26 protein-coding genes and 1 tRNA gene are annotated in these 23521 nt (G+C 31.6%); 25 read left to right on the top strand and 2 right to left on the bottom strand.

Translation table 11 applies throughout. The annotated features are described in order from the left end of the window. Positions 1 to 35: 35 nt before the first annotated feature. From J418_RS0114090 to J418_RS0114205, 24 genes are all read left to right on the top strand, one after another. Positions 36 to 1514 (top strand): cobyric acid synthase, encoded by a 1479-nt coding sequence (locus J418_RS0114090; RefSeq protein ID WP_026142668.1) that lies wholly within the window; start codon positions 36 to 38, stop codon positions 1512 to 1514. Position 1515: 1 nt separating this feature from the next. After that, positions 1516 to 2490 (top strand): adenosylcobinamide-phosphate synthase CbiB, encoded by a 975-nt coding sequence (cbiB, locus tag J418_RS0114095; RefSeq protein ID WP_023625230.1) that lies wholly within the window; start codon positions 1516 to 1518, stop codon positions 2488 to 2490. A gap of 16 nt (positions 2491 to 2506) precedes the next feature. Further along, positions 2507 to 3574: a pyridoxal phosphate-dependent aminotransferase gene (locus tag J418_RS0114100; RefSeq protein WP_017895914.1), complete on the top strand. Its 1068-nt coding sequence runs from the start codon at positions 2507 to 2509 to the stop codon at positions 3572 to 3574. Beyond that, positions 3567 to 4214, top strand: a complete 648-nt coding sequence (locus J418_RS0114105) for an NAD(P)-dependent oxidoreductase (RefSeq protein WP_080601009.1) — start codon at positions 3567 to 3569, stop codon at positions 4212 to 4214. The genes J418_RS0114100 and J418_RS0114105 overlap by 8 nt, the downstream gene beginning before the upstream one ends. A 21-nt stretch (positions 4215 to 4235) precedes the next feature. After that, positions 4236 to 5114 (top strand): hydroxymethylbilane synthase, encoded by an 879-nt coding sequence (gene hemC / locus J418_RS0114110; protein WP_017752772.1) that lies wholly within the window; start codon positions 4236 to 4238, stop codon positions 5112 to 5114. Positions 5115 to 5118: 4 nt separating this feature from the next. Beyond that, on the top strand, positions 5119 to 6591 hold the full coding sequence (gene cobA, locus J418_RS0114115; protein WP_017895915.1) for a uroporphyrinogen-III C-methyltransferase: 1473 nt from the start codon (positions 5119 to 5121) through the stop codon (positions 6589 to 6591). 19 nt (positions 6592 to 6610) lie between these two features. Then, a complete protein-coding gene (gene hemB / locus J418_RS0114120; protein ID WP_017752770.1) occupies positions 6611 to 7585 on the top strand; it encodes a porphobilinogen synthase in 975 nt (324 codons plus the stop codon). Then, complete coding sequence (locus J418_RS0114125) at positions 7582 to 8925, top strand: cobyrinic acid a,c-diamide synthase CobB (protein ID WP_017752769.1); 1344 nt, start codon at positions 7582 to 7584, stop codon at positions 8923 to 8925. The genes hemB and J418_RS0114125 overlap by 4 nt, the downstream gene beginning before the upstream one ends. Beyond that, positions 8922 to 10001, top strand: coding sequence for a nicotinate-nucleotide--dimethylbenzimidazole phosphoribosyltransferase (cobT, locus tag J418_RS0114130; protein WP_017895916.1), 1080 nt, complete (start codon positions 8922 to 8924; stop codon positions 9999 to 10001). The genes J418_RS0114125 and cobT overlap by 4 nt, the downstream gene beginning before the upstream one ends. Further along, on the top strand, positions 10001 to 10624 hold the full coding sequence (locus J418_RS0114135; protein ID WP_017895917.1) for a precorrin-8X methylmutase: 624 nt from the start codon (positions 10001 to 10003) through the stop codon (positions 10622 to 10624). The genes cobT and J418_RS0114135 overlap by 1 nt, the downstream gene beginning before the upstream one ends. A gap of 4 nt (positions 10625 to 10628) precedes the next feature. Next, on the top strand, positions 10629 to 11708 hold the full coding sequence (gene cbiD / locus J418_RS0114140; RefSeq protein ID WP_017895918.1) for a cobalt-precorrin-5B (C(1))-methyltransferase CbiD: 1080 nt from the start codon (positions 10629 to 10631) through the stop codon (positions 11706 to 11708). Positions 11709 to 11721: 13 nt separating this feature from the next. Continuing rightward, complete coding sequence (cbiE, locus tag J418_RS0114145; RefSeq protein WP_017895919.1) at positions 11722 to 12354, top strand: precorrin-6y C5,15-methyltransferase (decarboxylating) subunit CbiE; 633 nt, start codon at positions 11722 to 11724, stop codon at positions 12352 to 12354. Next, positions 12354 to 12917 carry a precorrin-6Y C5,15-methyltransferase (decarboxylating) subunit CbiT gene (gene cbiT / locus J418_RS0114150; RefSeq protein WP_017895920.1) on the top strand — a complete coding sequence of 188 codons (564 nt, stop codon included), beginning with the start codon at positions 12354 to 12356 and terminating at the stop codon, positions 12915 to 12917. The genes cbiE and cbiT overlap by 1 nt, the downstream gene beginning before the upstream one ends. A 14-nt stretch (positions 12918 to 12931) precedes the next feature. Then, on the top strand, positions 12932 to 13615 hold the full coding sequence (locus J418_RS0114155; protein WP_017752763.1) for a cobalt-factor II C(20)-methyltransferase: 684 nt from the start codon (positions 12932 to 12934) through the stop codon (positions 13613 to 13615). Positions 13616 to 13631: 16 nt separating this feature from the next. Beyond that, positions 13632 to 14408, top strand: a complete 777-nt coding sequence (gene cobM / locus J418_RS0114160) for a precorrin-4 C(11)-methyltransferase (protein ID WP_017895921.1) — start codon at positions 13632 to 13634, stop codon at positions 14406 to 14408. Continuing rightward, a complete protein-coding gene (gene cbiG / locus J418_RS0114165; RefSeq protein ID WP_017895922.1) occupies positions 14389 to 15384 on the top strand; it encodes a cobalt-precorrin 5A hydrolase in 996 nt (331 codons plus the stop codon). The genes cobM and cbiG overlap by 20 nt, the downstream gene beginning before the upstream one ends. Before the next feature lie 26 nt (positions 15385 to 15410). Then, positions 15411 to 16136: a precorrin-3B C(17)-methyltransferase gene (gene cobJ / locus J418_RS0114170; RefSeq protein WP_017752760.1), complete on the top strand. Its 726-nt coding sequence runs from the start codon at positions 15411 to 15413 to the stop codon at positions 16134 to 16136. A 19-nt stretch (positions 16137 to 16155) separates the two neighbouring features. Beyond that, positions 16156 to 17007, top strand: a complete 852-nt coding sequence (locus J418_RS0114175; RefSeq protein ID WP_017895923.1) for a sirohydrochlorin cobaltochelatase — start codon at positions 16156 to 16158, stop codon at positions 17005 to 17007. Beyond that, positions 17004 to 17780 carry a cobalt-precorrin-6A reductase gene (locus J418_RS0114180; protein ID WP_017752758.1) on the top strand — a complete coding sequence of 259 codons (777 nt, stop codon included), beginning with the start codon at positions 17004 to 17006 and terminating at the stop codon, positions 17778 to 17780. Before J418_RS0114175 ends, J418_RS0114180 begins: the two co-directional genes overlap by 4 nt. 4 nt (positions 17781 to 17784) lie before the next feature. Next, positions 17785 to 18645, top strand: coding sequence for a GHMP family kinase ATP-binding protein (locus tag J418_RS0114185; protein ID WP_017895924.1), 861 nt, complete (start codon positions 17785 to 17787; stop codon positions 18643 to 18645). Beyond that, on the top strand, positions 18638 to 19153 hold the full coding sequence (locus J418_RS0114190; RefSeq protein WP_017752756.1) for a cob(I)yrinic acid a,c-diamide adenosyltransferase: 516 nt from the start codon (positions 18638 to 18640) through the stop codon (positions 19151 to 19153). The genes J418_RS0114185 and J418_RS0114190 overlap by 8 nt, the downstream gene beginning before the upstream one ends. A gap of 405 nt (positions 19154 to 19558) precedes the next feature. Then, the gene (locus J418_RS0114195; protein WP_017752755.1) at positions 19559 to 20410 is read left to right on the top strand and encodes a YitT family protein; all 852 of its coding nucleotides are present in this window, start codon (positions 19559 to 19561) and stop codon (positions 20408 to 20410) included. A 193-nt stretch (positions 20411 to 20603) separates the two neighbouring features. Continuing rightward, positions 20604 to 21230 carry a DUF3793 family protein gene (locus J418_RS0114200; protein WP_017752754.1) on the top strand — a complete coding sequence of 209 codons (627 nt, stop codon included), beginning with the start codon at positions 20604 to 20606 and terminating at the stop codon, positions 21228 to 21230. Between the two features lie 70 nt (positions 21231 to 21300). Next, positions 21301 to 21597 carry a DUF2325 domain-containing protein gene (locus tag J418_RS0114205; RefSeq protein ID WP_017752753.1) on the top strand — a complete coding sequence of 99 codons (297 nt, stop codon included), beginning with the start codon at positions 21301 to 21303 and terminating at the stop codon, positions 21595 to 21597. A gap of 140 nt (positions 21598 to 21737) precedes the next feature. On the opposite strand, the gene J418_RS0114210 is transcribed toward J418_RS0114205, so the two are convergent. Both J418_RS0114210 and J418_RS0114215 read right to left on the bottom strand, forming a co-directional pair. Then, positions 21738 to 22544, bottom strand: a complete 807-nt coding sequence (locus J418_RS0114210; protein WP_017895925.1) for a metal ABC transporter permease — start codon at positions 22542 to 22544, stop codon at positions 21738 to 21740. A 23-nt stretch (positions 22545 to 22567) separates the two neighbouring features. Beyond that, positions 22568 to 23218, bottom strand: coding sequence for a metal ABC transporter ATP-binding protein (locus J418_RS0114215; RefSeq protein ID WP_017895926.1), 651 nt, complete (start codon positions 23216 to 23218; stop codon positions 22568 to 22570). Positions 23219 to 23448: 230 nt separating this feature from the next. On the opposite strand from J418_RS0114215, the gene J418_RS0114220 reads away from it, so the two are divergent. Further along, positions 23449 to 23520 (top strand) — tRNA-Glu (locus J418_RS0114220). The last annotated feature ends 1 nt before the right edge of the window (position 23521 follow it).

The raw sequence follows: 23521 nt of genomic DNA on the forward strand, positions 1-23521 counted from the left end.
TGAATGTTATAACCACATTATACAAGGAGGTTATTATGGCAAAAATCATGATTCAGGGAACGGGATCATCTGTTGGCAAGAGTATAATTGTTACTGCGCTTTGTAGAATATTCATGCAGGATGGTTATTCCGTAAGCCCTTTTAAATCCCAGAATATGTCTCTAAATTCCTATATAACTTTAGATGGAAAAGAGATGGGAAGAGCTCAGGTACTTCAGGCCTATGCAGCTGGCCTGGAACCTCAAGTCTATATGAATCCAATACTTTTAAAACCTACATCGGACAGAAAAAGTCAGATAATAGTGAACGGCGAAGTATATGGAAATGCCACTGCTGTGGAATACCACAATATGAAGTTGAAATTCAGAGAAATGTTAAAAAAGCATTTTCTATATATGGAAAGCCAATTTGATATAATTGTAATGGAAGGGGCAGGAAGCCCTGCTGAGATAAATCTAAGGGATAGGGATATTGTAAATATGGGAATGGCTGAAATTGCCGATGCTCCTGTAATTTTAGTAGGTGATATAGATAAAGGTGGTGTATTTGCTTCGTTGGCAGGTACTATGCTGCTTTTGAAGGACAACGAGAAAAAGAGGGTAAAGGGAACAATAATAAATAAGTTTAGAGGAGATATAGAAATACTGAAGCCAGGTCTTGATATGCTGGAAGATATAATTAAAATACCGGGTCTTGGAGTAGTTCCTTATTTTGACCTGAATCTGGAGGATGAAGATGGTGCAGTTTCATTTAATAAGAAAATCAGCAACTATATAGATATAGCTGTTGTAAAGTCACCTCATATATCCAATTTTACTGATTTTGATGCATTACGCAGTGAAGAAGATGTATCTATAAGATTTGTAACTTCAAAAGAGGAATTTGGAAATCCGGATATTTTAATCTTGCCAGGAAGTAAAAATACCATAGAAGATTTGATAAAATTAAGAGAAAATGGACTTGAAAACCGTATAAAAGAATACAGCAAATCTGGTATTGTAATAGGGATTTGCGGAGGGTATCAAATGCTTGGCAACTCTCTAAAAGACCCATATGAAGTTGAAAGCAGTGTGCTTGAAACTCAAGGAATGGGTCTTCTGGACATAGATACTGTACTTGAAAGAAATAAAGTTACTACAAGAGTGGAAGCAAAAAATAAATACTGTACTGTTCATGGATATGAAATACATATGGGCAATTCAAAATATGGAAGTAAGGCCAAGTCATTTTTTGAAATAGTAAATAAAAATGGAGTTGAAGTTTCTTTAAAAGATGGTGCAGTAAACTATAAAAATAATGTAATAGGCACTTACATACATGGTGTATTTGACGACATGGATTTCAGACAGTATATTTTAAATATAGTCAGAGACAAAAAACATCTAGAACATAAACATTCTTTAAGTTATGATGAAATCAGAGAAAATGAACTGGATAAACTGGCAGACATAGTTAGAAGCAATATAGACATGAAAGCACTATATGATATAGTAAAGCTGGATGGAAAGAGGTAATATGGTGTCCTTATTACTTATGAATTTTATAGATATTATCACAGCTGTTGTATTGGATTGGATAATAGGTGATCCGCGGTGGTTTCCGCATCCAGTTATATTTATGGGAAAACTTATAAGCTTTTTAGAGTACAAGGCAAGAAAAGTATGCAAGACTAAAAAACAAATTAGAGTATTTGGTGGAGTAATAGTGATAATACTTGCAGCTGTAAGCTTTTTAATTCCATTTATAATATTGCTTCTTTTATTAAAGAACAGCATTATTTTATTCAACATAGTAAACATAGGTCTATTATGTACTACATTGTCTGCCAAATGTCTGGATCAAGAGTCCAGAAAAGTATATTTTTCATTGAAAAAGTTGGACATAATAGGTGCCAGAAATAAATTATCTTACATAGTAGGAAGAGATACTGCCAACCTTGGCGAAGATGAAGTAACAAGAGCTGTTGTGGAGACAGTTGCTGAAAACACTTCTGATGGAGTTATAGCACCTCTTTTTTACGGTATTATTTTTGGAGCACCACTGGCTATGACATACAAGGCAGTTAATACTATGGATTCAATGCTTGGCTATATGAATGAGAAGTACAGATATATAGGCTTTTTCCCTGCCAGGGTAGATGATATTTTTAATTTTATACCAGCTAGAATAACGGGCGTATTGATTTCTCTGTCTTCACCATTTGTAGGAGGCAACATATTAAATTCTCTTAAAATAATGATTAGGGATAGAAAAAATCATAAAAGTCCAAATTGTGCATATCCTGAAGCTGCTGCTGCAGGGGCAATGGGGATTCAATTGGGTGGAACCAATATGTATTTTGGAGAAAAAGTATATAAACCCAATATAGGTGATAAAATAAATATTCTCAATTTTACTCATATAGATAAATGTATAAAACTTATGTACTTCTCTCAGACAATTATGGTGATTTTAACAACTGTAATATTTATATGTTATTTTAAATTATAAATTGGAGTGTGATTTTGTGGAACATGGAGGAGACATATATACGGAAGGAATTTTAAAAGGCAGGAATCTTATTGACTTTAGCTCTAATATAAATCCACTTGGAGTTCCTAAAAGTTTTAGAGATCATATAGATGAAGCGTTGAATGTATCAAATATATATCCTGACGTGGAGTATAGAAATTTAAAAAATAATATAAGAGACTATTTACATAGAGAAATTGTTGAAGATGAAAATATAGTACTTGGAAATGGAGCTGCAGAAATAATAGATCTTGTAATAAGGAATTTTAAAAACATATGTATAGTAGTTCCTTCCTTTATAGAATATGAGAAAAATGCGCTAAAGTGGAATTGTAATATAATATATTCCAAGTTAAAGGATAATATGGATTTTGATTACGAAGATATAGAATCCAAATTGAAACTTTCAGATGCAGTTATTGTAGGAAATCCAAATAATCCAAATGGAAATATTTTAGATAAAAAGAAATTCATGAAAATAGTAAAATATTGTAACGAAAATGGCAAGACTATAATTATAGATGAAGCTTTTATTGAATTTGCAGGAAATGAACAATATAGTTTTTTAAATGAACTAGAAAACTACAAATGCATCTTTATGGTAAGAGCTCTTACTAAATTTTTTGGATTGCCGGGCATTAGATTCGGATACGGCATTTCCACGAATAAGTCCCTTATACGAAATATAAAAATCAATCAAAATCCATGGAACATAAATTGTTTTGCAGAGACTGCTGTAAAATATGTACTTAAAGATAGAGCATATATTCATAAATCGTTAAAGTGGATCAGTGATGAGAGAAAATTTATGAAAAGTCAATTAAATAAAATTAGTATAATAGATAAAATATATGATACCTATGCAAATTTTATATTATGTAAATTGAAATCCGTTGATTCCAAGACTCTCTATGATGAATGCATGGAAAATGGTGCACTTATAAGAAAATGTAATAACTACAGAGGTTTGGATAATAATTATATAAGATTGGCTGTAAAAGACAGAGAAAAAAATCAGCAGATGCTTGATATATTGAGAAGAATATCTATAAATTATTCATAGAGAATTTAAAAGGCAGGTTATTGAATTGGATGAAAAATTACTTATCACTCTTTTGTCTAATAAAGTAAATGTGTTAATAATAGGCGGAGGAAGAGCGGCTTATATAAAATCAAAGACATTTTCAGATAAAAATTGTAATGTACAGATTGTATCCAAGAAATTTCTCAAGGAGTTTGACGGATTCAAATACAGGCAGAATGTCAATATGATTTCAGATGAATACAATCAAAGTTATATATGTGATAAGCATATTATAGTTATTGCATCAGATGACTCTGATGTAAATGCTGCAATAAGAAGAGATTGCGGCAGGTTGTATAAAATATACATAGACTGTACCAAGCCTGATATGGGAAATTCCATTCTGCCATGTCAAAGAAGTACGAATAGTTTATATTTTGGAGTAAATACATATGATTCATCACCTAGAACTGCAGTTTTTATTTCAGATATAATAAAAAATAATATAGAAAAATATGATGATTTTATAAGTTTTACATGTAATATCAGAAATAGTTTGCCAAAGGGAAAAAGACGCAGCGAAATAATGAGATTTATATGCTGTAAAGATTTTTATTTCTTTTATAAAAAAAAGAAGTCCAAAATTATAATAGATATGTTTTATAATAATGAAGTTTAATTTTACGGATGGTGATATTGTTTGAAATTTAAAATTGCTACTAGAAAAAGCAAACTGGCTCAAGTCCAGACAGAAATAGTAATGGATTTGGTAAAAAGGATATGTGGATCTGAAAGTGAGAAGGTATTAATAGAAACTACTGGAGACAAAAGGCTTGATATAGCCTTGAACAAAATAGGAGGTAAAGGACTTTTTATAAAGGAAATAGAAAGAGCTCTTTTGAATAATGAGGTAGATGCTGCTGTTCACAGCATGAAGGATGTACCTTTTGATATAATGGATGAATTTGAAATAGCAGCTATTTGTAAAAGAGAAGATGCAAGAGATGTTTTTGTGTCAAATGGAAATGTACATTTTAAAAATTTAAGAATTGGTGCTCAGATAGGAACCAGCAGCAACAGAAGAGCAGCCCAGATTAAAAAATTAAGATCAGATTTAAATATAACTCCAATAAGAGGAAATGTACAGACAAGAATAGACAAGATGATAAGTCAGGGATTGGATGGAATAGTTCTGGCAGCTGCTGGTGTAATGAGATTGAATATGGAAGAGATTATAACAGACTATTTTAGTATAGAAAATGTTGTACCTGCTATAGGTCAGGGTGCTTTGGGAGTTGAAATCAGGAGTAATAGTAAACATAAAAATACTTTCACAAAACTAAATGACGAAAACAGTAGAAAGTGTGTAGAGGCAGAGAGAAGTTTTATGAGAGCTTTAAATGGAGATTGTCATTCTACTATAGGAGCCTATGCTGAAATTTCAGGAGATACAATTTATATAACAGGACTATTTGATCTAAATGGAAAATTGATAAAAAAAAGTATTGCGGGAGAAATATCACATAATATTGATCTTGGAAAAACTTTAGCTGAACTTATATGCAGAAAGGAGCAGTAATAATATGGCTTGCGGTAAGGTATATCTTATAGGGGCAGGACCTGGTGATGAAGAACTTCTAACTTTAAAGGCAGTGGAAAAACTTAGAAAATGTACTGTAGTAATGTATGACAGACTTGCAGGAACTGAAGTTTTAAACTATATCGATGAAAAATGCAAATTGTATTATTGCGGTAAAAATCCTGGCAGTCACTACAAGACACAGGATGAAATAAATAAAATGCTTGTTGAATTTGCAAAACAGGGAAATATAGTTGGAAGAATTAAAGGAGGGGATCCCTATATTTTTGGGAGAGGGGGAGAAGAGATACTTGCCTTGACAGAAGAAAATATAGAATTTGAAGTTATTCCAGGTATAACCTCATTTATTTCTGTTCTAAATTATGCAGGAATACCTGTAACTCATAGAAATATTGCCAGAAGTTTTCATGTATTTACTGGAAAGGCTGCAGATAAGCTTGATATAGATTGGAAATCCGCTGCCAATATAGGTGGAACATTGATATTTATGATGGGCTTTTCAAATCTTCAAATCATATGTAATAAATTGATTGAAAATGGTATGGATCCATCTAAACCCTGTGCAGTGGTCATGAGTGGAACTACTGCAAAACAGAGAAAATTAACTTCAAATTTAAAAAACATATATGGGGAAACTAAAATAAAGAATTTCCATTCACCATGTATATTTGTAATAGGAGAGGTAGTCAAATTAAACGACAGATTAAACTGGTATGAGAAAAAACCTCTATTTGGCAGAAATATATGTATAACAAGATCAAAACAACAATCTGTACCAATGAGAAAGAAACTGATAGATCTAGGTGCTCAAGTTACTGAAATTCATTCAATTAAAATAAGATATACTCCAGAAAACATAAAAGATTATATGGATAAACTAAATGAGTATGATTATGTAGTTTTTACAAGTTCAAATGGAGTGGAAAGTTTTTTTGATGTTCTCCTTAAAGAAAATTATGATATAAGGAATATAAAAGGTATATTTGCTGCAATAGGACCTGCTACGGAAAGAGAAATAAAAAAAAGGGGAATAATACCCAAAATAATTGCAAAGAAGTTTGTGGCGGAAAGTCTTTATAAGGAAATGAAGAAATATGTAAAACAAGGTGACAGAATATTTATTCCAAGGTCTAAAAATTCAAGACCATATTTGGCAGAAGTGCTTAGAGGCCAGGGATGTATTGTAGATGAATGTTATACCTATGAGACGTTGGTTGGAGATGTATTAGACAAAGAGTGCTTTAAAGATGTAGATACTGTTTTGTTTACCAGCCCAAGTACTGTTAGAAATATGATAGAACTTGTTGGAATTGATTCCATAAGACAAAAGCAGATTGTATCAATAGGACCTATAACAGGAAGTGAATTAAAAAAACATAATTTAAGTTATAAAATGTCTGAAAGCTATACTACAGATGGAATTATACAGAAGCTTGTAGCTGGAAATATAAATTAAAAAGATGGGAAGTAATGAGATGTTTAGAAGACATAGAAGATTGAGAAAAAATAGTGTTATAAGAGATATGGTAAGGGAAACTTCATTGAATAAAAATGATTTTATATATCCTTTGTTCGTAATTGATGGAAATGATATAAAACAGGAAATACCTTCTCTGGACAACAATTATCAGTATTCTGTAGATAGATTGCAAGAAATAGTTGATGAAATGAAAGATGCTGGAGTCAAAAGTGTCATATTGTTTGGACTTCCAGAGCACAAGGATGAAGTTGGTTCTCAAGCTTATGCAGAAGATGGCATAGTTCAGAGGGCAATAAGAAAACTCAAAGATCTGTATCCTGAACTATTTGTTATAACTGATGTATGCATGTGTGAATATACAAGTCATGGCCACTGTGGAATAATCCATGATCATGAAGTGGATAATGATGAGACACTTGAATATATAGCTAAAATTGCACTTTCACATGCAGAAGCTGGAGCCGATATGGTTGCACCCTCTGATATGATGGATGGAAGAGTAGGTGCAATTAGACATATTTTAGACGAAAATGGATATAAAGATGTATCTATAATGGCATATAGTGCAAAGTATTGTTCAGCTTTCTATGGACCTTTTAGAGAAGCTGCAAATTCAGCACCTAAATTTGGAAACAGAAAAAGCTACCAAATGGATCCGGGAAATATAAGAGAAGCAATGCTGGAAATAGAAGATGATATAGCAGAGGGAGCAGACATAATTATGGTTAAACCTGCCCTTCCATATCTTGACGTAATAAGATGGGCAAGGGATAAATTCGATTTTCCTATAGCAGCATACAATGTAAGTGGAGAATTTGCAATGGTGAAAGCTGCAGCCAAGGCTGGACTCATAGATGAAAAGGCAGTTGCAGAAGAAATGCTTACTTCAATCAAAAGAGCTGGAGCAGGTATTATAATTACCTATTATGCTTTGGATATCTGCAGATGGATAAGAGAAGAAAATAAATGAAAAGTATAATTATATCGTCAGACAGTAGTGGAAGTGGAAAAACTACAGTAACTATTGGGATTATGAAGGCTCTTACAGAAAGAGGATTTACAGTTCAGGGATATAAAGTGGGGCCTGATTATATAGATACTGCTTTCCATGAAAAAATAACCAGAATACCATCTAGAAATTTAGATATATTTCTTATGGGAGAAGAAGGTGTAAGGGCATCCTACAGCAGGGGGAATGGTGATATCGGAATAGTGGAAGGTGTCATGGGACTATACGATGGAAAAGGAATAGGCACTAAATATTCTACAGCCCATGTATCAAAATTATTAAACCTTCCTGTTATCCTGGTTATGAATCCAAAGGGAAAAAGTACTACTATTTGCGCAGAAATAAATGGGATGATTGATTTTGAATCTGTAAATATAGTTGGAGTTATATTAAATAATGTAAGCAAATCCTACTATAATCTCATAAAAGCGGCTATAAATAAAAACTGCAATGTCGAGGTATTTGGGTTTATTCCAAAAGATAATAGAGTTTCTTTAAAGAGCAGACATCTTGGGCTTATTCAAAGCAGTGAAGTAACAGATCTTGACTCCAGGGTGGATATTCTTGGCAAACTTATTGTAGAAAATATTGATATAGATAGAATGCTTGAGTATTTTAAAGAAACCCAGGACTATGAAGATAGATTTCATCTCAAATCAAAAGATATGAAAATTGCTGTGGCTTACGATGAAGCATTTAGCTTTTACTATAAAGAAAATTTAGAACTGTTAAATGAATTAGGTGAAATAATTTTTTTTAGTCCCATTCATGATGAAAAACTACCTGAAAATATTGATTTTCTCTATTTAGGCGGTGGATATCCAGAAGTTTTTATAGAAGTTCTCTCTAAAAATAAAACCATGATATGGGATATAAGAGAAAAATTAAATTCAGGTCTTAGATGTTATGCAGAATGTGGAGGACTAATGTATTTGATGGATGAAATACAAAATGTAAAAGGAGACAAAAGCTTTGACATGGTGGGATTTTTTAAAGGAAAGGTATTTATGTCAGATAAACTTCATAATTTTGGATATTCAAGTGTAGAAGTTGTTAAATACAACCAATTATTAAAAAGTGGAATTAAAATTAATTGCCATGAATTTCATAAATCCTATATTCGGTCAATGGAAAATAGAGTATATGAAGTTACAAAAAAAATGTATGATGGAAGTGAAAAAAAATGGGAGTGCGGTTATTACAAGAATAATACTTTAGCAGCTTATGCCCATGTACACTTTTTTGGAAATATGGATTTTATTAAAGATATAGTAAATTACAATAGTGGGGGAAAATTATGACATTGTTAGAAAACACTATTAACAAGATATATAAAAGTGATGAGTCTGCAGTAAAAAAAGCATGGAAAAGGATAGACAATTTAACAAAGCCTATAGGAAGTCTGGGACAGATTGAAAAAATAGCTGCTAAAATGGCTGGAATTACAGGTAAAATACACAATAGCATAAATAAAAAAAATATAATAATAATGTGTTCGGATAATGGAATATGGGAAGAAGGTATAGGAAGCTGCAGACAGGAACTTACTGCAGATGTAACAAATAATTTTACAAAAGGGATTACTGGTGTCTGCGTATTATCTGATTTCTACGGTTCAGATAAAACTGTAATAGATATAGGAATTAAATGTGACATTAATACTCCTGGTGTAATAAATAAAAAAGTAAATTATGGAACTAAAAACATGACAAAAGAACCAGCTATGACAAGAGAGGAAGCCATAGAGGCAATTGAAGTTGGCATTCAGATAACTGATGATTTATGCAAAAGTGGATATGATCTTTTAGGTACAGGTGAAATGGGAGTATGCAATACAACTACAAGTGCTGCAGTTCTAAGTGTACTGACAGGAATTTCTCCGGATTTAGCTGCAGGTAAAGGTTCTGGAATAACTGATGTTCAGCTTTCTAAAAAGATAAATGCCATTAAAAAGTCGATTTCCATAAATAAACCAGATAAAAATGATATTATAGATGTTCTTTCAAAAGTTGGAGGATTTGATATTTGCGGACTCTGTGGATGCTTCCTGGGAGCAGCCCAAAATAGAGTTCCAATAGTAATAGACGGCTTTATATCATCTGTAGCGGCATTGTGTGCAGTAAGATTAAATCCACATGTTAAAGACTTTCTGTTTCCGTCTCATCTTTCAGCAGAACCTGGTGCCAAATATGTGATGAATGAATTGGAACTAAAGCCAATGGTTAATTTGGATATGCGACTTGGAGAAGGATCAGCTTGTCCTTTTGCATTTACCATAATAGAGGCTGCACTTTATACTATGGATAATATGGCTACATTTAAAGAAGCTGAAATAGACAGTAGTCAACTTGTAGATATAAGAGAGGATAATTTGTAATGGACTATATTAAGAATCCTATGGATATAGAAAAAAAGAGTTTCGAAATAATAGGCAGGGAAATGGGACCTCATAGTTTTTCAGATGAAGAGCTTGCCATAGTAAAAAGAGTGATACATACTACTGCAGATTTTAAATATAAAGAGATATTGTATATAAGAGATGGAGCTATAGAAAGGGCTCTGAAACTTTTGAAAGAAGGTACTGTAATATATACTGATACCAATATGGCACTGTCAGGAATAAATAAAAAGGCACTTAATGAACTAAATTGCAGAGTGCAGTGCTTTGTGTCCAGAGAGGATATAGCACGTGAAGCTAAAATTAGAGGGATAACCCGATCTATGGCTGCAGTGGAAATAGCAGCAGAAGAAGGTGTGGAGTTCTTTGTATTTGGCAATGCTCCTACAGCACTTTTTAAGCTTAAAGAACTTACCCTTCAGGGAAAAGCAAAACCAAAATTTATAATAGGAGCACCAGTTGGTTTTGTAGGAGCATCCCAGTCGAAAGAGGAAATAGAAAAATTGGATATTCCAATGATAACAGTTAGAGGCAGAAAAGGTGGAAGCAATGCAGCAGCTGCCATAGTAAATGCACTTATGTATATGTTAACCAGGAGATAGTAATATGTTGGATATGTATGTTGATTGTGATGGGAAAAAATTGAGATGTGGATATACTACAGGATCCTGTGCTGCAGCTGCTGCAAAGGCAGCCACTAGAATATTATATTATGGTGGCAGATGCAGGGAAATAAAAATAGATACACCAAAAGGAATAGAACTTCTTATTCCAATATCTAAAATAAAATGTTTTGAAAATCATGTTGAATGTTGTGTTATAAAAGATGCAGGAGATGATCCGGACATTACAGATGGCATGGAAATTTGGGCCAGGGCTGAAAAGAGATTGAAGGGATATGCTCTAAAAGGTGGAATTGGCATAGGTATAGTTAAAGGAGATGGACTATATGTAAAAAAAGGAGAGGCCGCCATTAATCCTGTACCAAGGAGTATGATTGAAAAGGAAGTTAAAGAGGTACTTCCTGAAAATTGTGGAGCAGGTATAACCATATTTGCACCACAGGGAGAAAAAATTGCTAAAAAAACATTTAATCCAAGACTTAACATAATGGGAGGAATATCCATATTAGGAACTACAGGAATAGTTATGCCCATGTCTGAAGAAGCTCTTATAAAATCTATAGAAATTGAGCTGAACCAGAAAATAGCAAATGGATATAAGGATATAATACTTCTATTTGGGAATATGGGTGAAGACATGGCAGTCAAACTTAAGCTGGATAAAAATAAAATGGTAATCATGTCAAATTACCTGGGAAAAGCACTCAACATGTGTATGAACAAGGGCATAAAGAAAATTCTTGTAGTAGGGCATATAGGTAAACTGTGCAAGGTGGCATCGGGATGCTTTAATACACACAGTAGGGTATGTGATGTAAGGCTGGAAACCATGGCATTGGAACTTGCACTTATGGGAAAGAATTTAGAGCTTGTTAGAAAAATATACAGTGAAAAGACTACAGAAGGAGCAGTAAATTATCTTGGAGACGGTTATGATGAACTTTACAGTAGAATAGGTGAAAAAATAAGAAACAGGATGGAGATTTATACTCATAATACCGTTAAAGTTGAAGTCATAATGTATTCAATGAAACGAGGAGTGCTTTACAATTCACAATTATGAGGAGGATAATGTTGTGCCAAAGGTTTTTGTTGTGGGAATAGGCCCTGGAAATGCAGACTATATTATGCCAAAAGCTGTTGAAATTATGGATGAATCTGATGTAATAATAGGTTTCTCAAGAGCTTTGGACAGTTTGAATTTTATAAGTAGTAAAAAGATAAAAGTGTTCAGGTTAAGTGAAATAATTGAACTTGTAAATTCAACAAAATATAAAACAATATCCGTGGCTGCATCTGGAGATCCTTTATTTTATGGTATAACAGATTATTTGAAAAAGAACTATGGAGAAAATATAGAAGTTGTTCCGGGAATAAGTTCTTTTCAATATATGATGTCAAAACTCAAGATGAACTGGCAAAATTCCTATTTGGGAAGTGTACATGGAAGAAATGCGGAAATTGTTCACATAGTACAGCATAATGAACTTTCAATATGGCTTACAGACAATTGCAATTCACCTGATGTTATAGGCAAAAAGCTATATGAAAATCATATTGATGCACTTGTATATGTAGGGGAGGATCTTTCCTATGCTAGTGAAAAGATTACTGCAGCAACTCCAGACAAGATAATGAATATGGAATTTAATAAATTATCAGTAGTAGTTATAAAAAATCAGGATATTTTAAAGAAGGGAGAATGCTGATGTACATAGAAGATGAAGAATTTATAAGAGGAAGCAGTCCTATGACAAAGGAAGAAATCAGAATTCTCAGTATTGCAAAATTGAATATAGAATCAGATTCCAAAGTATTAGATATAGGAGCAGGGACTGGTTCCGTAAGCATTCAAATTGCTAGGATGTGTCCTGAAGGAAGTGTTACTGCCATTGAAAAAAATCCAGATGCTGTTGAGCTAATATATAAAAACAAGGAGAAGTTTAAAATACACAATTTATCTGTAGTAAGTGGTGAGGCAATTGAAGTTGCACCTGAAATAGAGCCTTGTTTTTCAGGAATATTTGTAGGTGGAAGCGGTGGAAATATAGATAATATAATAAAAACTTATGGACAAAAATTGAAAATAAAAGGAAAAATGGTTTTAAACTTTATTACTCTGAAAAATTTAAGTAAAACGATAGAATTATTTGATTCCATGAATTATGATGTGAACTGCATACAGGTTTCAATAAACAGAATAAAAGGCAAGAGTTGTATGATATCTTCAAATAACAGTATATTCATAGTAACTGCTGTAAAGCTTTCATGAAAGGAGATTTTTAATTGGGTATAAATAATAAATTTGGTACTTTATATGGAGTTGGCATGGGACCGGGAGATGAAGAACTTCTTACTATAAAGGCGGTTAATACAATAAAAAAATGCCAGGTTATAATGGCACCTTCTTCAAAGGAAGGAGGAAAAAGCACTGCACTTTCCATTGCTAAAAATTTTATTGGAAAGGATAAAGAGATAATTGTACAGCATTTCCCAATGGGAGGAGCTGAACAGGAAAAAAAGATATTTGATGCTTTTAAAGAAGTTGAACAAAGACTTATGAACGGAGAAGATGTGGCATTTTTAACTATAGGTGATCCATTTGTCTATAGTACATATATATATCTGTTGAATTACATAAGGGAGAAAGGATATACAGTTGAAACAATTCCCGGAATAACATCATTTTGTGCTGCAGCAAGTCTTGCAGGGGAGAAAATTGTGATTGGAAATGAAAGAGTTTGTATTATGCCGGCTTCCCAAATAGACAAATTAACAGATGAAAAATTTATAGTTATAATGAAGGTATATAGAAGAGAAAGAGAAGTATTGGACTTCCTTGAAAAAAATAAATTTACATATGTATATATAAAAAGGGCTTATAGAGAAGGACAGAAGGTACTTAGATCCAGAGAAGAAATACTTGAAAATAGTGACTACATGTCACTTATAATAGCCAGCAGAGAATAGTGGAAGAAGGTGAATTATGGAAAACAAAGTTTATTTTATAGGAGCAGGGCCAGGTGACCCGGAACTCATAACGGTAAAGGGAAGAAGGATACTTTCACAGGCAGATGTGGTAATATATGCAGGCTCGCTTGTATCAAAAGCTCAGATGGAATTTTGCGGTGAAAATACAGCAATATACAATTCTGCTTCTATGACACTTCAGGAAGTAATAGATACAATTAAGAATTATTATATGGAGGACAAGAAAATTGTAAGACTCCATACAGGAGATCCTTCCATATATGGTGCTATAAAAGAACAGATGGATGAACTTGAAAAACTTGAAATACCATATGAAGTAGTACCAGGGGTAAGTTCTTTCACTGCAGCAGCAGCCTCTATAAAAAGGGAATTTACACTACCCAAAGTCAGCCAGACTGTAATACTTACGCGAGTAGAAGGAAGAACCCCTGTTCCAGAAAGAGAAAATCTTGAGAATTTAGCCAGAACAGGAGCTTCCATGGCCATATTTTTATCTGTAGGAATGATAGATAAAGTCGTAGAAAAACTAAAAAGGGGATATGGGCACAATGTACCTGTAGCAGTAGTACAAAGGGCAAGCTGGAATGATGAAAAATTTGTTATTGGAACTCTAGAAGATATAGCAGATAAAGTGAAAAAGCAGAATATAACAAAGACTGCACAGATTTTAGTAGGGAATTTTATAGACTGCAGTTATGACAAAAGTCTTCTATATGATAAAAACTTCAGTCATGAATACAGGAAGGCAAAAGATGAAAATAGGAATAGTTAGTGTTACTGATTCAGGAGATATAATGGCTGAAAAGTTGAAAAAATATTATGATGCACATATATATTCTAAAAAAGCCGTCAAAGATTTTAATTTAAAGAACATATCAGAGTATGTTATGCACAATTATAAAGCAATTGTATTTATAAGTTCTACAGGAATTGCAGTTAGGGCCATATCAAATTTTATAAAATCAAAAGATATTGATCCTGCAGTTGTTGTAATAGACAGCTGCGGCAAGTTTGTAATAAGCCTCTTAAGTGGTCATCTTGGAGGAGCCAACGAAATTACAAGAGAAATAGCACGCAAAATAAATGCGATTCCTGTAATAACCACTGCTACAGATAATATTGGAGTAACAGCACCAGATGTACTGGCTAAAAAGCATAATCTTATAATAGACAGTTTGAAATCTGCCAAAGATATTTCTGCACTTTTGGTGAATGGAAAGAAAGTTGGATTTACAGATGAAAGAAATATAATACAATGCCCTAAAGGATATGTAGAAAAATCTCATGTTCAAAGAGGCATTGTAATTATTACACATAGAGATGAAATAAGCGGAATAGATAATAAAATTAAATTGTTGAAGTTAATCCGAAAGGATATTGTACTTGGAATAGGATGCAGAAAAAATTTTTCTCCAAAAATAATGAAAGATACAGTACTTTCCATATTGAAATCTGAGAATATTGATAGTAGGGCAGTAGCTTTAGTATCTACAGTAGATATAAAGCAATATGAACCTGCAATAATATATCTAAAGGATTATTTCAAATGTGATCTCAGTATATTTACACGTGAAAAAATCAGGACAGTACAACATAAGTTTCAAGGAAGTGACTTTGTGGAAAAGACCATAGGAGTAAAATCTGTTTGTCAGCCCTGTACTTATCTTTCAGGTGTGGAACAGTTGACAGATAAGTTGAAGTTGAATGGAATGACTTTGTGTATTGGTGTATTGAAAAGTGTTGTTTAAAATTAATTGAAAAAGGTGATTGAATTTTGGGTAAACTATATATAGTAGGCATTGGACCAGGAAGTATTGAAAATATGACATTGAGAGCAGCAAATGCCATAGAAAAAAGTGAGATAATAATAGGTTATAATAAATATTTGGAAATGATATCACAATTAATTCAGGGAAAAGAAATATTTTCAACAGGTATGAAGGGAGAAATTGAAAGGTGCAAAAAGGCTATAGAACTTTCTAAAAGTAAAATCGTATCTATAGTAAGTACTGGAGATTCAGGTGTATATGGCATGGCTGGACTTATATTGCAACTTGATAAAAATACAAATGTGGAAATAATACCGGGAGTTACAGCATCTCTGTCAGCTGCATCTGTAGTAGGAGCACCTCTTATGCATGATAATTGCAGTATAAGTTTAAGTGATCTTATGACACCATATGAACTTATAAAAAAGAGAGTAAAACTTGCGGCAGAAGGAGATTTTGTAATATCACTCTATAATCCTAAAAGTAATGGCAGACCTCATTATTTGAGAGAATGCATAAGTATTATAGAAAATTATAGATCTTCTACAACACCTGTGGCTATTGTAAAAAATGCACTGAGACAGGGTCAGAAGACAATACTTACCAGCATAAAAGACTTTTCTGATGAACAAGTAGACATGATGAGTATAGTTATAATTGGAAACAGTAAAAGTTATATAGATAACGACAAGTTCATAACTCCAAGAGGTTATAAAACAAAAATTAATTAATATCGAAAGGAAGAGATTTATGAGTAAGAAAGGGATACTTGTAGTAAGCTTTGGAACCAGTATTTTAAATATACTTAAATCATGCATAGAAAGTACTGAAAATTCTATAAAGAATGCTTTTAAAGATTATGAAATAAGAAGAGCTTTTACTTCAAATATGATAATATCAAAATTGAAAAGAGAGAGTAATATATATATAGATACAGTAGATGAAGCTTTATCCAAAATGGAAGAAGAAAAATTTGACGAGTTGTATATTCAACCATTGCATATAATTCCAGGTGATGAATATGACAAGATGTTGAGATATTCACAAAAATATAATCATAAATTTAAAAAACTTGTAGTTGGAAGACCTATTTTATACAGGGAAGAAGACTATAGAATAGCTGCAGAAGCATTAAAAAAACAACTGCCTGAAAATTATCAGGGGAAAGCTGTAATATTGATGGGGCATGGCTCAAGTCACCCTATAAATGCAAGTTATTCCATGATGGAGAATATACTTGCAGATGCTGGAGTTAAAAATATTTTTATAGCTACTGTTGAGGGATATCCAATACTGGAAAATGTAGTTTTAAAACTTAGAAAGCAGCATATAAAAGATATAATGCTCATGCCATTTATGCTTGTAGCGGGGAATCATGTAGTTGAAGACATGTCAGGAGACAATGAGAATTCATGGGAGAACAGACTGAAAAAATTGGGATTCAAAGTTGAACTGTATTTACATGGCTTAGGAGAGAATACAGCATTTCACCAAATATATATAAATCATATAAGAGACTCTATAAATGGGAATCCACTTATGGAACAATCAAGTCCAATAGAGTTGTGTGCTTTAGACAAGGTGGAGGAAAAAATAAAATGATAGGCTTAATTCTTGGCACATCAGAGGGAAAGGACATACTTTCCAGAATAAATACTTTTACTGATGATATATTTATATCAACTGCAACTGAATATGGAGGAAGCCTTCTAAAAGATTACAAATATAAATATTTAAACCACAGTCCTCTGGACTTTGATGGTTTTATTAAAGTATTTGAAGAAAAACACATAAACGTGCTTATAGATGCATCCCATCCTTATGCTGTAGATGTAACTCAAAATGCAATTAAAGCCTGCAGACAACTTAATATAGAATATATAAGGTATGAAAGACCTTCCTGTATTAAAGATTTTAAATCAAATGAAAAAGTTATTGAAGTGAAAGGCTATGAGGAACTTCATAAAAAGCTTTTGAAAATAAAAGGAAATATATTGGACACTACTGGAAGTAAAAATTTACGGTTGATGATGGATATGAAATTAAAAAATAGAATAGTTCACAGAGTTCTTCCATTAGTTAATGTTTTGAAAAAGTGTTCAGAGATTGGTATAAAAATAGAAGATATAATTGCAATAAAAGGACCTGTAAGTTATGAATTGAACTGTGCATTCATAAAAGATTATGATATAGAAGCTGTTATACTTAAAGATAGCGGTTTAAAGGGAGGCACCTATGATAAAATAAAAGCATGCCTTCACATGAATGTTTATGCATTTATAATAGACAGGAAAAAGATGAATTACAATAATGTATTTAATGATATATCTAAAATGATAGATTATATAACTATAAAATATATTTTAAGAGGATAATATTATGGAAATTACAGCTTTTTATCCCGGAAGTTTTGGAGAGATAGTTCAGGGAAAGGTACAGGATAAGGATTTGTTGATGTCATTTCCAATAAATATATATACTAGGGTTAGATTATTCGAATGCAGGAATCCAGTACGTTACAAAAATTTGAAAAAATCTTATGCCTTTATTGAAAATATCATGAAATTGTGGAAATATGAAAAGTATTATAAAGATATTTGCGTAAATATTGATTCTGACATACCAAAAGGCAAGGGAATGGCAAGCAGTACTGCAGACTTATGTACAATTTACGGATGTCTGCTCAGGATGTTCAATAGGAACTACAATGAAGAAGAGCTGTTGAATGAATGTATAAAAATAGAACCTACGGATAGCATTATGTTTGATAATATGACTTTGTTTGATTATAAATATGGATTATATAGAGAAAACTTCGGTGACTATATTAAATTTAATATACTGGCATTTGAAGGAAAGAGTGCTGTTGATACATTAGAATTCAATACTAGAGTTTTGAATGATTTAAGTAATGTTGAAGACTTGATACCTGTTCTTAGACAGGCTATACGCGAAAAAGATCTGCAAAAACTTTCCTATGTTTCTACTGAAAGTATAGTTAGAAACCAGAAAAGATTGTATTATGATTTTATTGATATTGTATTTTCAATATGTAAATCTACGGGTGGAATTGGAATAATAGGGGCACATAGTGGAAATATCTTAGGTATAATATATGATGATATGGAAAAAATGAATGTTGCAAAATTAAAAGTTCATAGCAATAATTTAAAGGTGTATAGTGTTCAGACACTGGATAAATACAGTTTTTATAAAAAAAGGAGAGATTGTTTTGGATAGAGGGTATATTCATGTGTATACTGGAAATGGAAAAGGAAAAACTACAGCTGCTCTTGGACTGAGTCTTAGATCTATATGTGCAGGAAAAAAAGTTTATTTTGGACAATTTGCCAAGGGAATGGATTATAGTGAATTGAAAGCTCCTGAGCTATTGCCTAATCTTACTATAGAGCAATTTGGAAGAGATGCTTTTATACATGGGAATCCCACTAAAGAGGATATAGAAAAAGCCCAAATAGGATTAAAAAAAATCAAGACAATACTTCAATCCAATAAATATGATTTAGTAGTGTTAGATGAATTGAATATAGCTATATACTATAATTTGGTGGACATAAATGAAGTTGTTGAACTTTTGGATTATAGAAATAAGAACATAGAAGTAGTGATTACAGGAAGGTATGCTGATGATAGGATAATAGAGAGGGCAGATCTTGTAACAGAGATGAAGGAGATAAAGCACTATTATACTAAAGGTGTTAAAGCAAGATTAGGAATAGAAAACTAAAAAATATTTAAAAAAAATTATTGAGCCTATTTTGAATAATGATATGTTGAATTTAAATAGTTCATTTTATATTTGAAGAAAAAAGACCTACAGTGGTTAAAAGGCTAAAATAAAGGAATGACAAGTAGTTGTAAAGTTTAACCATAAAACAATTATGAAAGAAATTAAGCTAAAAATTAAATTTATATATAAAAGAAAATATTCAAAATATTTAGTTATTAGATAGAAGAGTATTCATAAGTTATACAAAGCTACAGGGATACTTGACACATTTAATTCATTATTAGGCCTCAAATCAGTGAAAATATAGATTAATAGACATTTAACTGCATTGACCTTTAAATAAATATATAATAAAATCTATTTGCAATAAAGGAAAGAACGTATTTATTGGAGGGATGCAGTATGAATGACATTGAGAAAAAATTGCTTAGAGTGGTTACTATTATTTTTGGAAGTTTGATATATTCTATTGGAGTTAACATGTTTATTATTCCCCATAAATTTTTAAGTGGAGGAGTAGCCGGTATTGCAATTATATGTGAATATTTAACAAGCATACCTTCAGGATATTTTGTTATAGTCATAAATATACCAATATTTATAATTGGATTCAAAATTATAGATAAGGAATTCGGAATATTTAGTTTCATAGGTATGGTATCTATGTCACTTGGACTTATATTTACCAAAACAGTACATCAATTATACTATTTGCCCGATCCACTTTTATCCGCATTGTGCAGTGGTGTGCTCACAGGAATCGGAGCCGGATTGATATTTAAGTCACGAGCCTCACAGGGAGGAACGGATATAATAGCTGTTGCAATAAAAAAGAAATATGGTATATCAGTAGGGAAGATGACTTTTACAATAAATGTTATAATAGTTGCTTTTGGCATGATTATGGGAAATTTACCTATTGCAATTTATACTTTGATATCAATGTATATGTACTCGGTAGTAGTAGATAAAATAATTCAAGGTTTTGATAAGGACAAGGTATTGTTTGTTATAACTAGAGATAGCAATGATGTAGAAAAAGTTATAGCTGAGAAACTTGGAAGAGGAGTTACTTATTTATATGGTGAAGGAGCCTATACTGGCAGCAAGAAAAAGGTTATATACTCTATAATGAGTTCAAGACAGATTGAAGAGGCCAAGAGATTTATTTCAAATATAGATTCTCATGCAGTAATGTCGATTATGGATGCTAGCGAGGTTAGAGGAAAGGGTTTTAAACCTGCGGTTTTTTAAATAAATTATGGAAAATAAGCTGTAAGGCTTATTTTTTTGTGCAAAAAATTTTTTATGTATTTACATTAGTAGGAAAATAAGTTATAATTGATATTGAAAATCAGTATCATATATAGTTTCTGTTTTAGTATAAATTTTAAAAAATTTAGAAATATTATAAATATAAACTATATTAAAAGGATGGATGCTATTTATGACAAGTATAATTACAGAAAAATATATGAATAAAATAAAAAACATGAATGATGCAGAATATCTTTTTGGAATAATATCCTATGGCATTGCACCTACACTTAGTGGAAACAAACCATCTTCAATAATAACATTTGGGAAAAATAATGCAAATCTAAACATACTTTGGGAAAGATATAAATATATCTTCTTGGAAAAATATAATCTGAACTTCTTTGAATTAAAGAAAAATCAAAATTCAATCACTATATTATTTTATTACTCTGATAAACTCAAATCTGCAATATATTCTGATAAACATATGAAATTCCTAAATAAATTTGGCTATAGTGAAAAATTTGATTTGTACAAAAATCTGTCTATTTTAAAGGAGAGATTCAAAGATGCCTGTCCCCATGAAGTTGGAGTATTTTTAGGGTTTCCCTTAGATGATGTTATATGTTTTATGGAAAAACCATCAAAAAGATGTCTTATGTGCGGATATTGGAAAGTATATAATGACTTGAATCTTGCTAGAGAAATATTTGCAAATTATGATAAAGCAAGATATAATGTAGCAAAAAACGTTATACAAGGTGTAACACCATCTATGCTTATAGATATTTTAGAAGATGCAGCATATGTATAATAATACGTATTATTTATCTGAATTGTTGTAAATATCATATAATTATAAAAATATATTAGGAGGAGATTTTATGAGTATTCTAGTTGTGGGAGGAGACCGACTTGGAAATATTATGGACAAATTAAAGAAGAACGGTTTCAATAAAATAGCGCATGTTACTGGAAGAAAAAAGGGGGATAGGAAAATAAAGATTCCTGAAAATACGGATTTGGTATTGATACTTACAGATTTTATTGGACATAATATGACTGAAATAGTAAAAGAAGAATCAAGGAGAAATAATGTTTCCGTCATGTTTTCAAAACGGTCATGGTCAAGTATGTACAAAAACATAGAGCAGTACAAGAATCAAACAAAGGCTTTTTAATCAGTAAATAATTCATAATTTAGGAGAATACTTTATTGAGTATGATTAATTATAAATATACTGGTAAATTCTATTTTAAATATTTTATGTTTAAAATAGAATTTTACTAGTATATATTTTTGTCTAAAATATATAAATGATTAAGCCATGGATTTATTTAAAAGAAGTTTTTTTGCTGCTAAAACCATAATTAAAATTATTACTGATGTAAGAGCAATAGTTCCTCCAGGTGCACTATTAATATAATATGATAGGAATAATCCCCCCATTATATCTATAAATCCAAACATGATGGAAAAAGATAGAGTTGTCTTAAAACCTTTTTTTAATTGGAGAGAAGCAGCCACAGGCATTGCTATCATTGCTGAGATTACAAGTATTCCCAAAATACGAATGGATACGCATATAGTAGCACTTACAAGCAGAGAAAATAAGTAATTTATAAATTTTACATTTATACCAGCTATTTTTGCTCCGATTTCATCAAATGTTATGTAAAGTAATTTACTATAGAATAGAGATAGTGAAATAACTGAAATTATGCTAAGTATAAAAATAATGTACAGTTCATTATCGGATACAGTAAGAATACTGCCAAACAAATAGGAATTTACATTGGCATTTGCCTGACCTGTACTTATTAGAACAATGGCAATACCCACTGAAAATGTAAGTACTATTACAAGTATGAGTTCAGAGTATTTTTCATAATAACTTCTCAGGAATTCTATTATGAGACCAGCTATGGCAGTAAATATAAATGCTGTTATTATTGGATTATATCCAAATACAACGCCTAGTGCCACTCCTGCAAGTGATGAATGTGACAGTGAATCACCCATCATGGAATATCTTTTCAATACCAAGAATACTCCTACAGCAGGGCATAGTATAGCTATAAATATACCTGCAATTATAGCATTTTGCATAAAACCATATTGTAACATTTAATACCTCCAATTTAATTCAATCAAAAATTTACCGATTTTTTATATTCTGAAATTGTGTACATACTGCAAATATTACCGCCCATTTTATATATGTGTGTAGAATTATTTATAGCTGCATTTAGATTGTGTTCTACGGCAACTACAGTTATATTATGGCATCTGTTTAAATGGGTTATTAATCTATATATTTCTTTTTGACTGTTTACATCTATGCCTGTAGATGGTTCATCAAATATCAGGAGTTCCGGGTTACCCATGAGAGCTCTAGCTATAAAAACTTTTTGCATTTGCCCCCCTGACAAATTTCCTATCAAACTGTTTTTAAATTTATCCATACCCACAGATTCAAGGCACTCATCTATTATATTATTATCCTTTATTTTTAATACTTTTCTATGAATATTCAACACTTCAAAAACTGTAATTGGAAATTGGGCATTGAAACTTTCAAGTCTTTGTGGAACGTATCCTATTTTGTCGGTATTTAATTTAATTGTGCCTTTTACAGGTTTTAACAATCCAAGTATAAGTTTTATCAATGTAGTTTTTGAACTGCCATTTTCCCCTAGAATAGAAGTGTAGCTTCCATCTTCTATATTTAAATATAAATTTTTTATAGGATAGGGAGGCTTTCCAGTATAGGAAAAGGTTAAATTATCTATGTTGATCATAAAAATTCTCCTTCAAAATATTTATGGAATAAGAATTACTCAAGTAATATTATATATCTATGTGCAAATCATTTGCAATAATAAGTTTATATAACTTTTTTATTAAATATAAAATTCTATATAAATGTAAGTTAAAATTAGTGCATAATAAAATAAATTATAAAAATCAAAATAAGTATTGACTAATATGTAAAACGGATATATAATATTAAATGTCGGTTTTGAGATGTGGTCCCTTGGTCAAGTGGTTAAGACGTCACCCTCTCACGGTGAAATCAGGAGTTCGATCCTCCTAGGGACTAC

Source organism: Clostridium tyrobutyricum DSM 2637 = ATCC 25755 = JCM 11008 (assembly GCF_000359585.1).
GTDB classification, from domain to species: Bacteria; Bacillota; Clostridia; order Clostridiales; family Clostridiaceae; genus Clostridium_B; species Clostridium_B tyrobutyricum.

Bases quoted from the DNA above. Each gene is read 5' to 3' on its own strand.
- J418_RS0114090 (WP_026142668.1), top strand. From the start codon at position 36: ATGGCAAAAATCATGATTCAGGGAACGGGATCATCTGTTGGCAAGAGT.
- cbiB (WP_023625230.1), top strand. From the start codon at position 1,516: ATGGTGTCCTTATTACTTATGAATTTTATAGATATTATCACAGCTGTT.
- cobA (WP_017895915.1), top strand. From the start codon at position 5,119: ATGGCTTGCGGTAAGGTATATCTTATAGGGGCAGGACCTGGTGATGAA.
- hemB (WP_017752770.1), top strand. From the start codon at position 6,611: ATGTTTAGAAGACATAGAAGATTGAGAAAAAATAGTGTTATAAGAGAT.
- J418_RS0114125 (WP_017752769.1), top strand. From the start codon at position 7,582: ATGAAAAGTATAATTATATCGTCAGACAGTAGTGGAAGTGGAAAAACT.
- cobT (WP_017895916.1), top strand. From the start codon at position 8,922: ATGACATTGTTAGAAAACACTATTAACAAGATATATAAAAGTGATGAG.
- J418_RS0114135 (WP_017895917.1), top strand. From the start codon at position 10,001: ATGGACTATATTAAGAATCCTATGGATATAGAAAAAAAGAGTTTCGAA.
- cbiD (WP_017895918.1), top strand. From the start codon at position 10,629: ATGTTGGATATGTATGTTGATTGTGATGGGAAAAAATTGAGATGTGGA.
- cbiT (WP_017895920.1), top strand. From the start codon at position 12,354: ATGTACATAGAAGATGAAGAATTTATAAGAGGAAGCAGTCCTATGACA.
- cobM (WP_017895921.1), top strand. From the start codon at position 13,632: ATGGAAAACAAAGTTTATTTTATAGGAGCAGGGCCAGGTGACCCGGAA.
- cbiG (WP_017895922.1), top strand. From the start codon at position 14,389: ATGAAAATAGGAATAGTTAGTGTTACTGATTCAGGAGATATAATGGCT.
- J418_RS0114175 (WP_017895923.1), top strand. From the start codon at position 16,156: ATGAGTAAGAAAGGGATACTTGTAGTAAGCTTTGGAACCAGTATTTTA.
- J418_RS0114180 (WP_017752758.1), top strand. From the start codon at position 17,004: ATGATAGGCTTAATTCTTGGCACATCAGAGGGAAAGGACATACTTTCC.
- J418_RS0114185 (WP_017895924.1), top strand. From the start codon at position 17,785: ATGGAAATTACAGCTTTTTATCCCGGAAGTTTTGGAGAGATAGTTCAG.
- J418_RS0114195 (WP_017752755.1), top strand. From the start codon at position 19,559: ATGAATGACATTGAGAAAAAATTGCTTAGAGTGGTTACTATTATTTTT.
- J418_RS0114200 (WP_017752754.1), top strand. From the start codon at position 20,604: ATGACAAGTATAATTACAGAAAAATATATGAATAAAATAAAAAACATG.
- J418_RS0114205 (WP_017752753.1), top strand. From the start codon at position 21,301: ATGAGTATTCTAGTTGTGGGAGGAGACCGACTTGGAAATATTATGGAC.
- J418_RS0114210 (WP_017895925.1), bottom strand. From the start codon at position 22,544: ATGTTACAATATGGTTTTATGCAAAATGCTATAATTGCAGGTATATTT.
- J418_RS0114215 (WP_017895926.1), bottom strand. From the start codon at position 23,218: ATGATCAACATAGATAATTTAACCTTTTCCTATACTGGAAAGCCTCCC.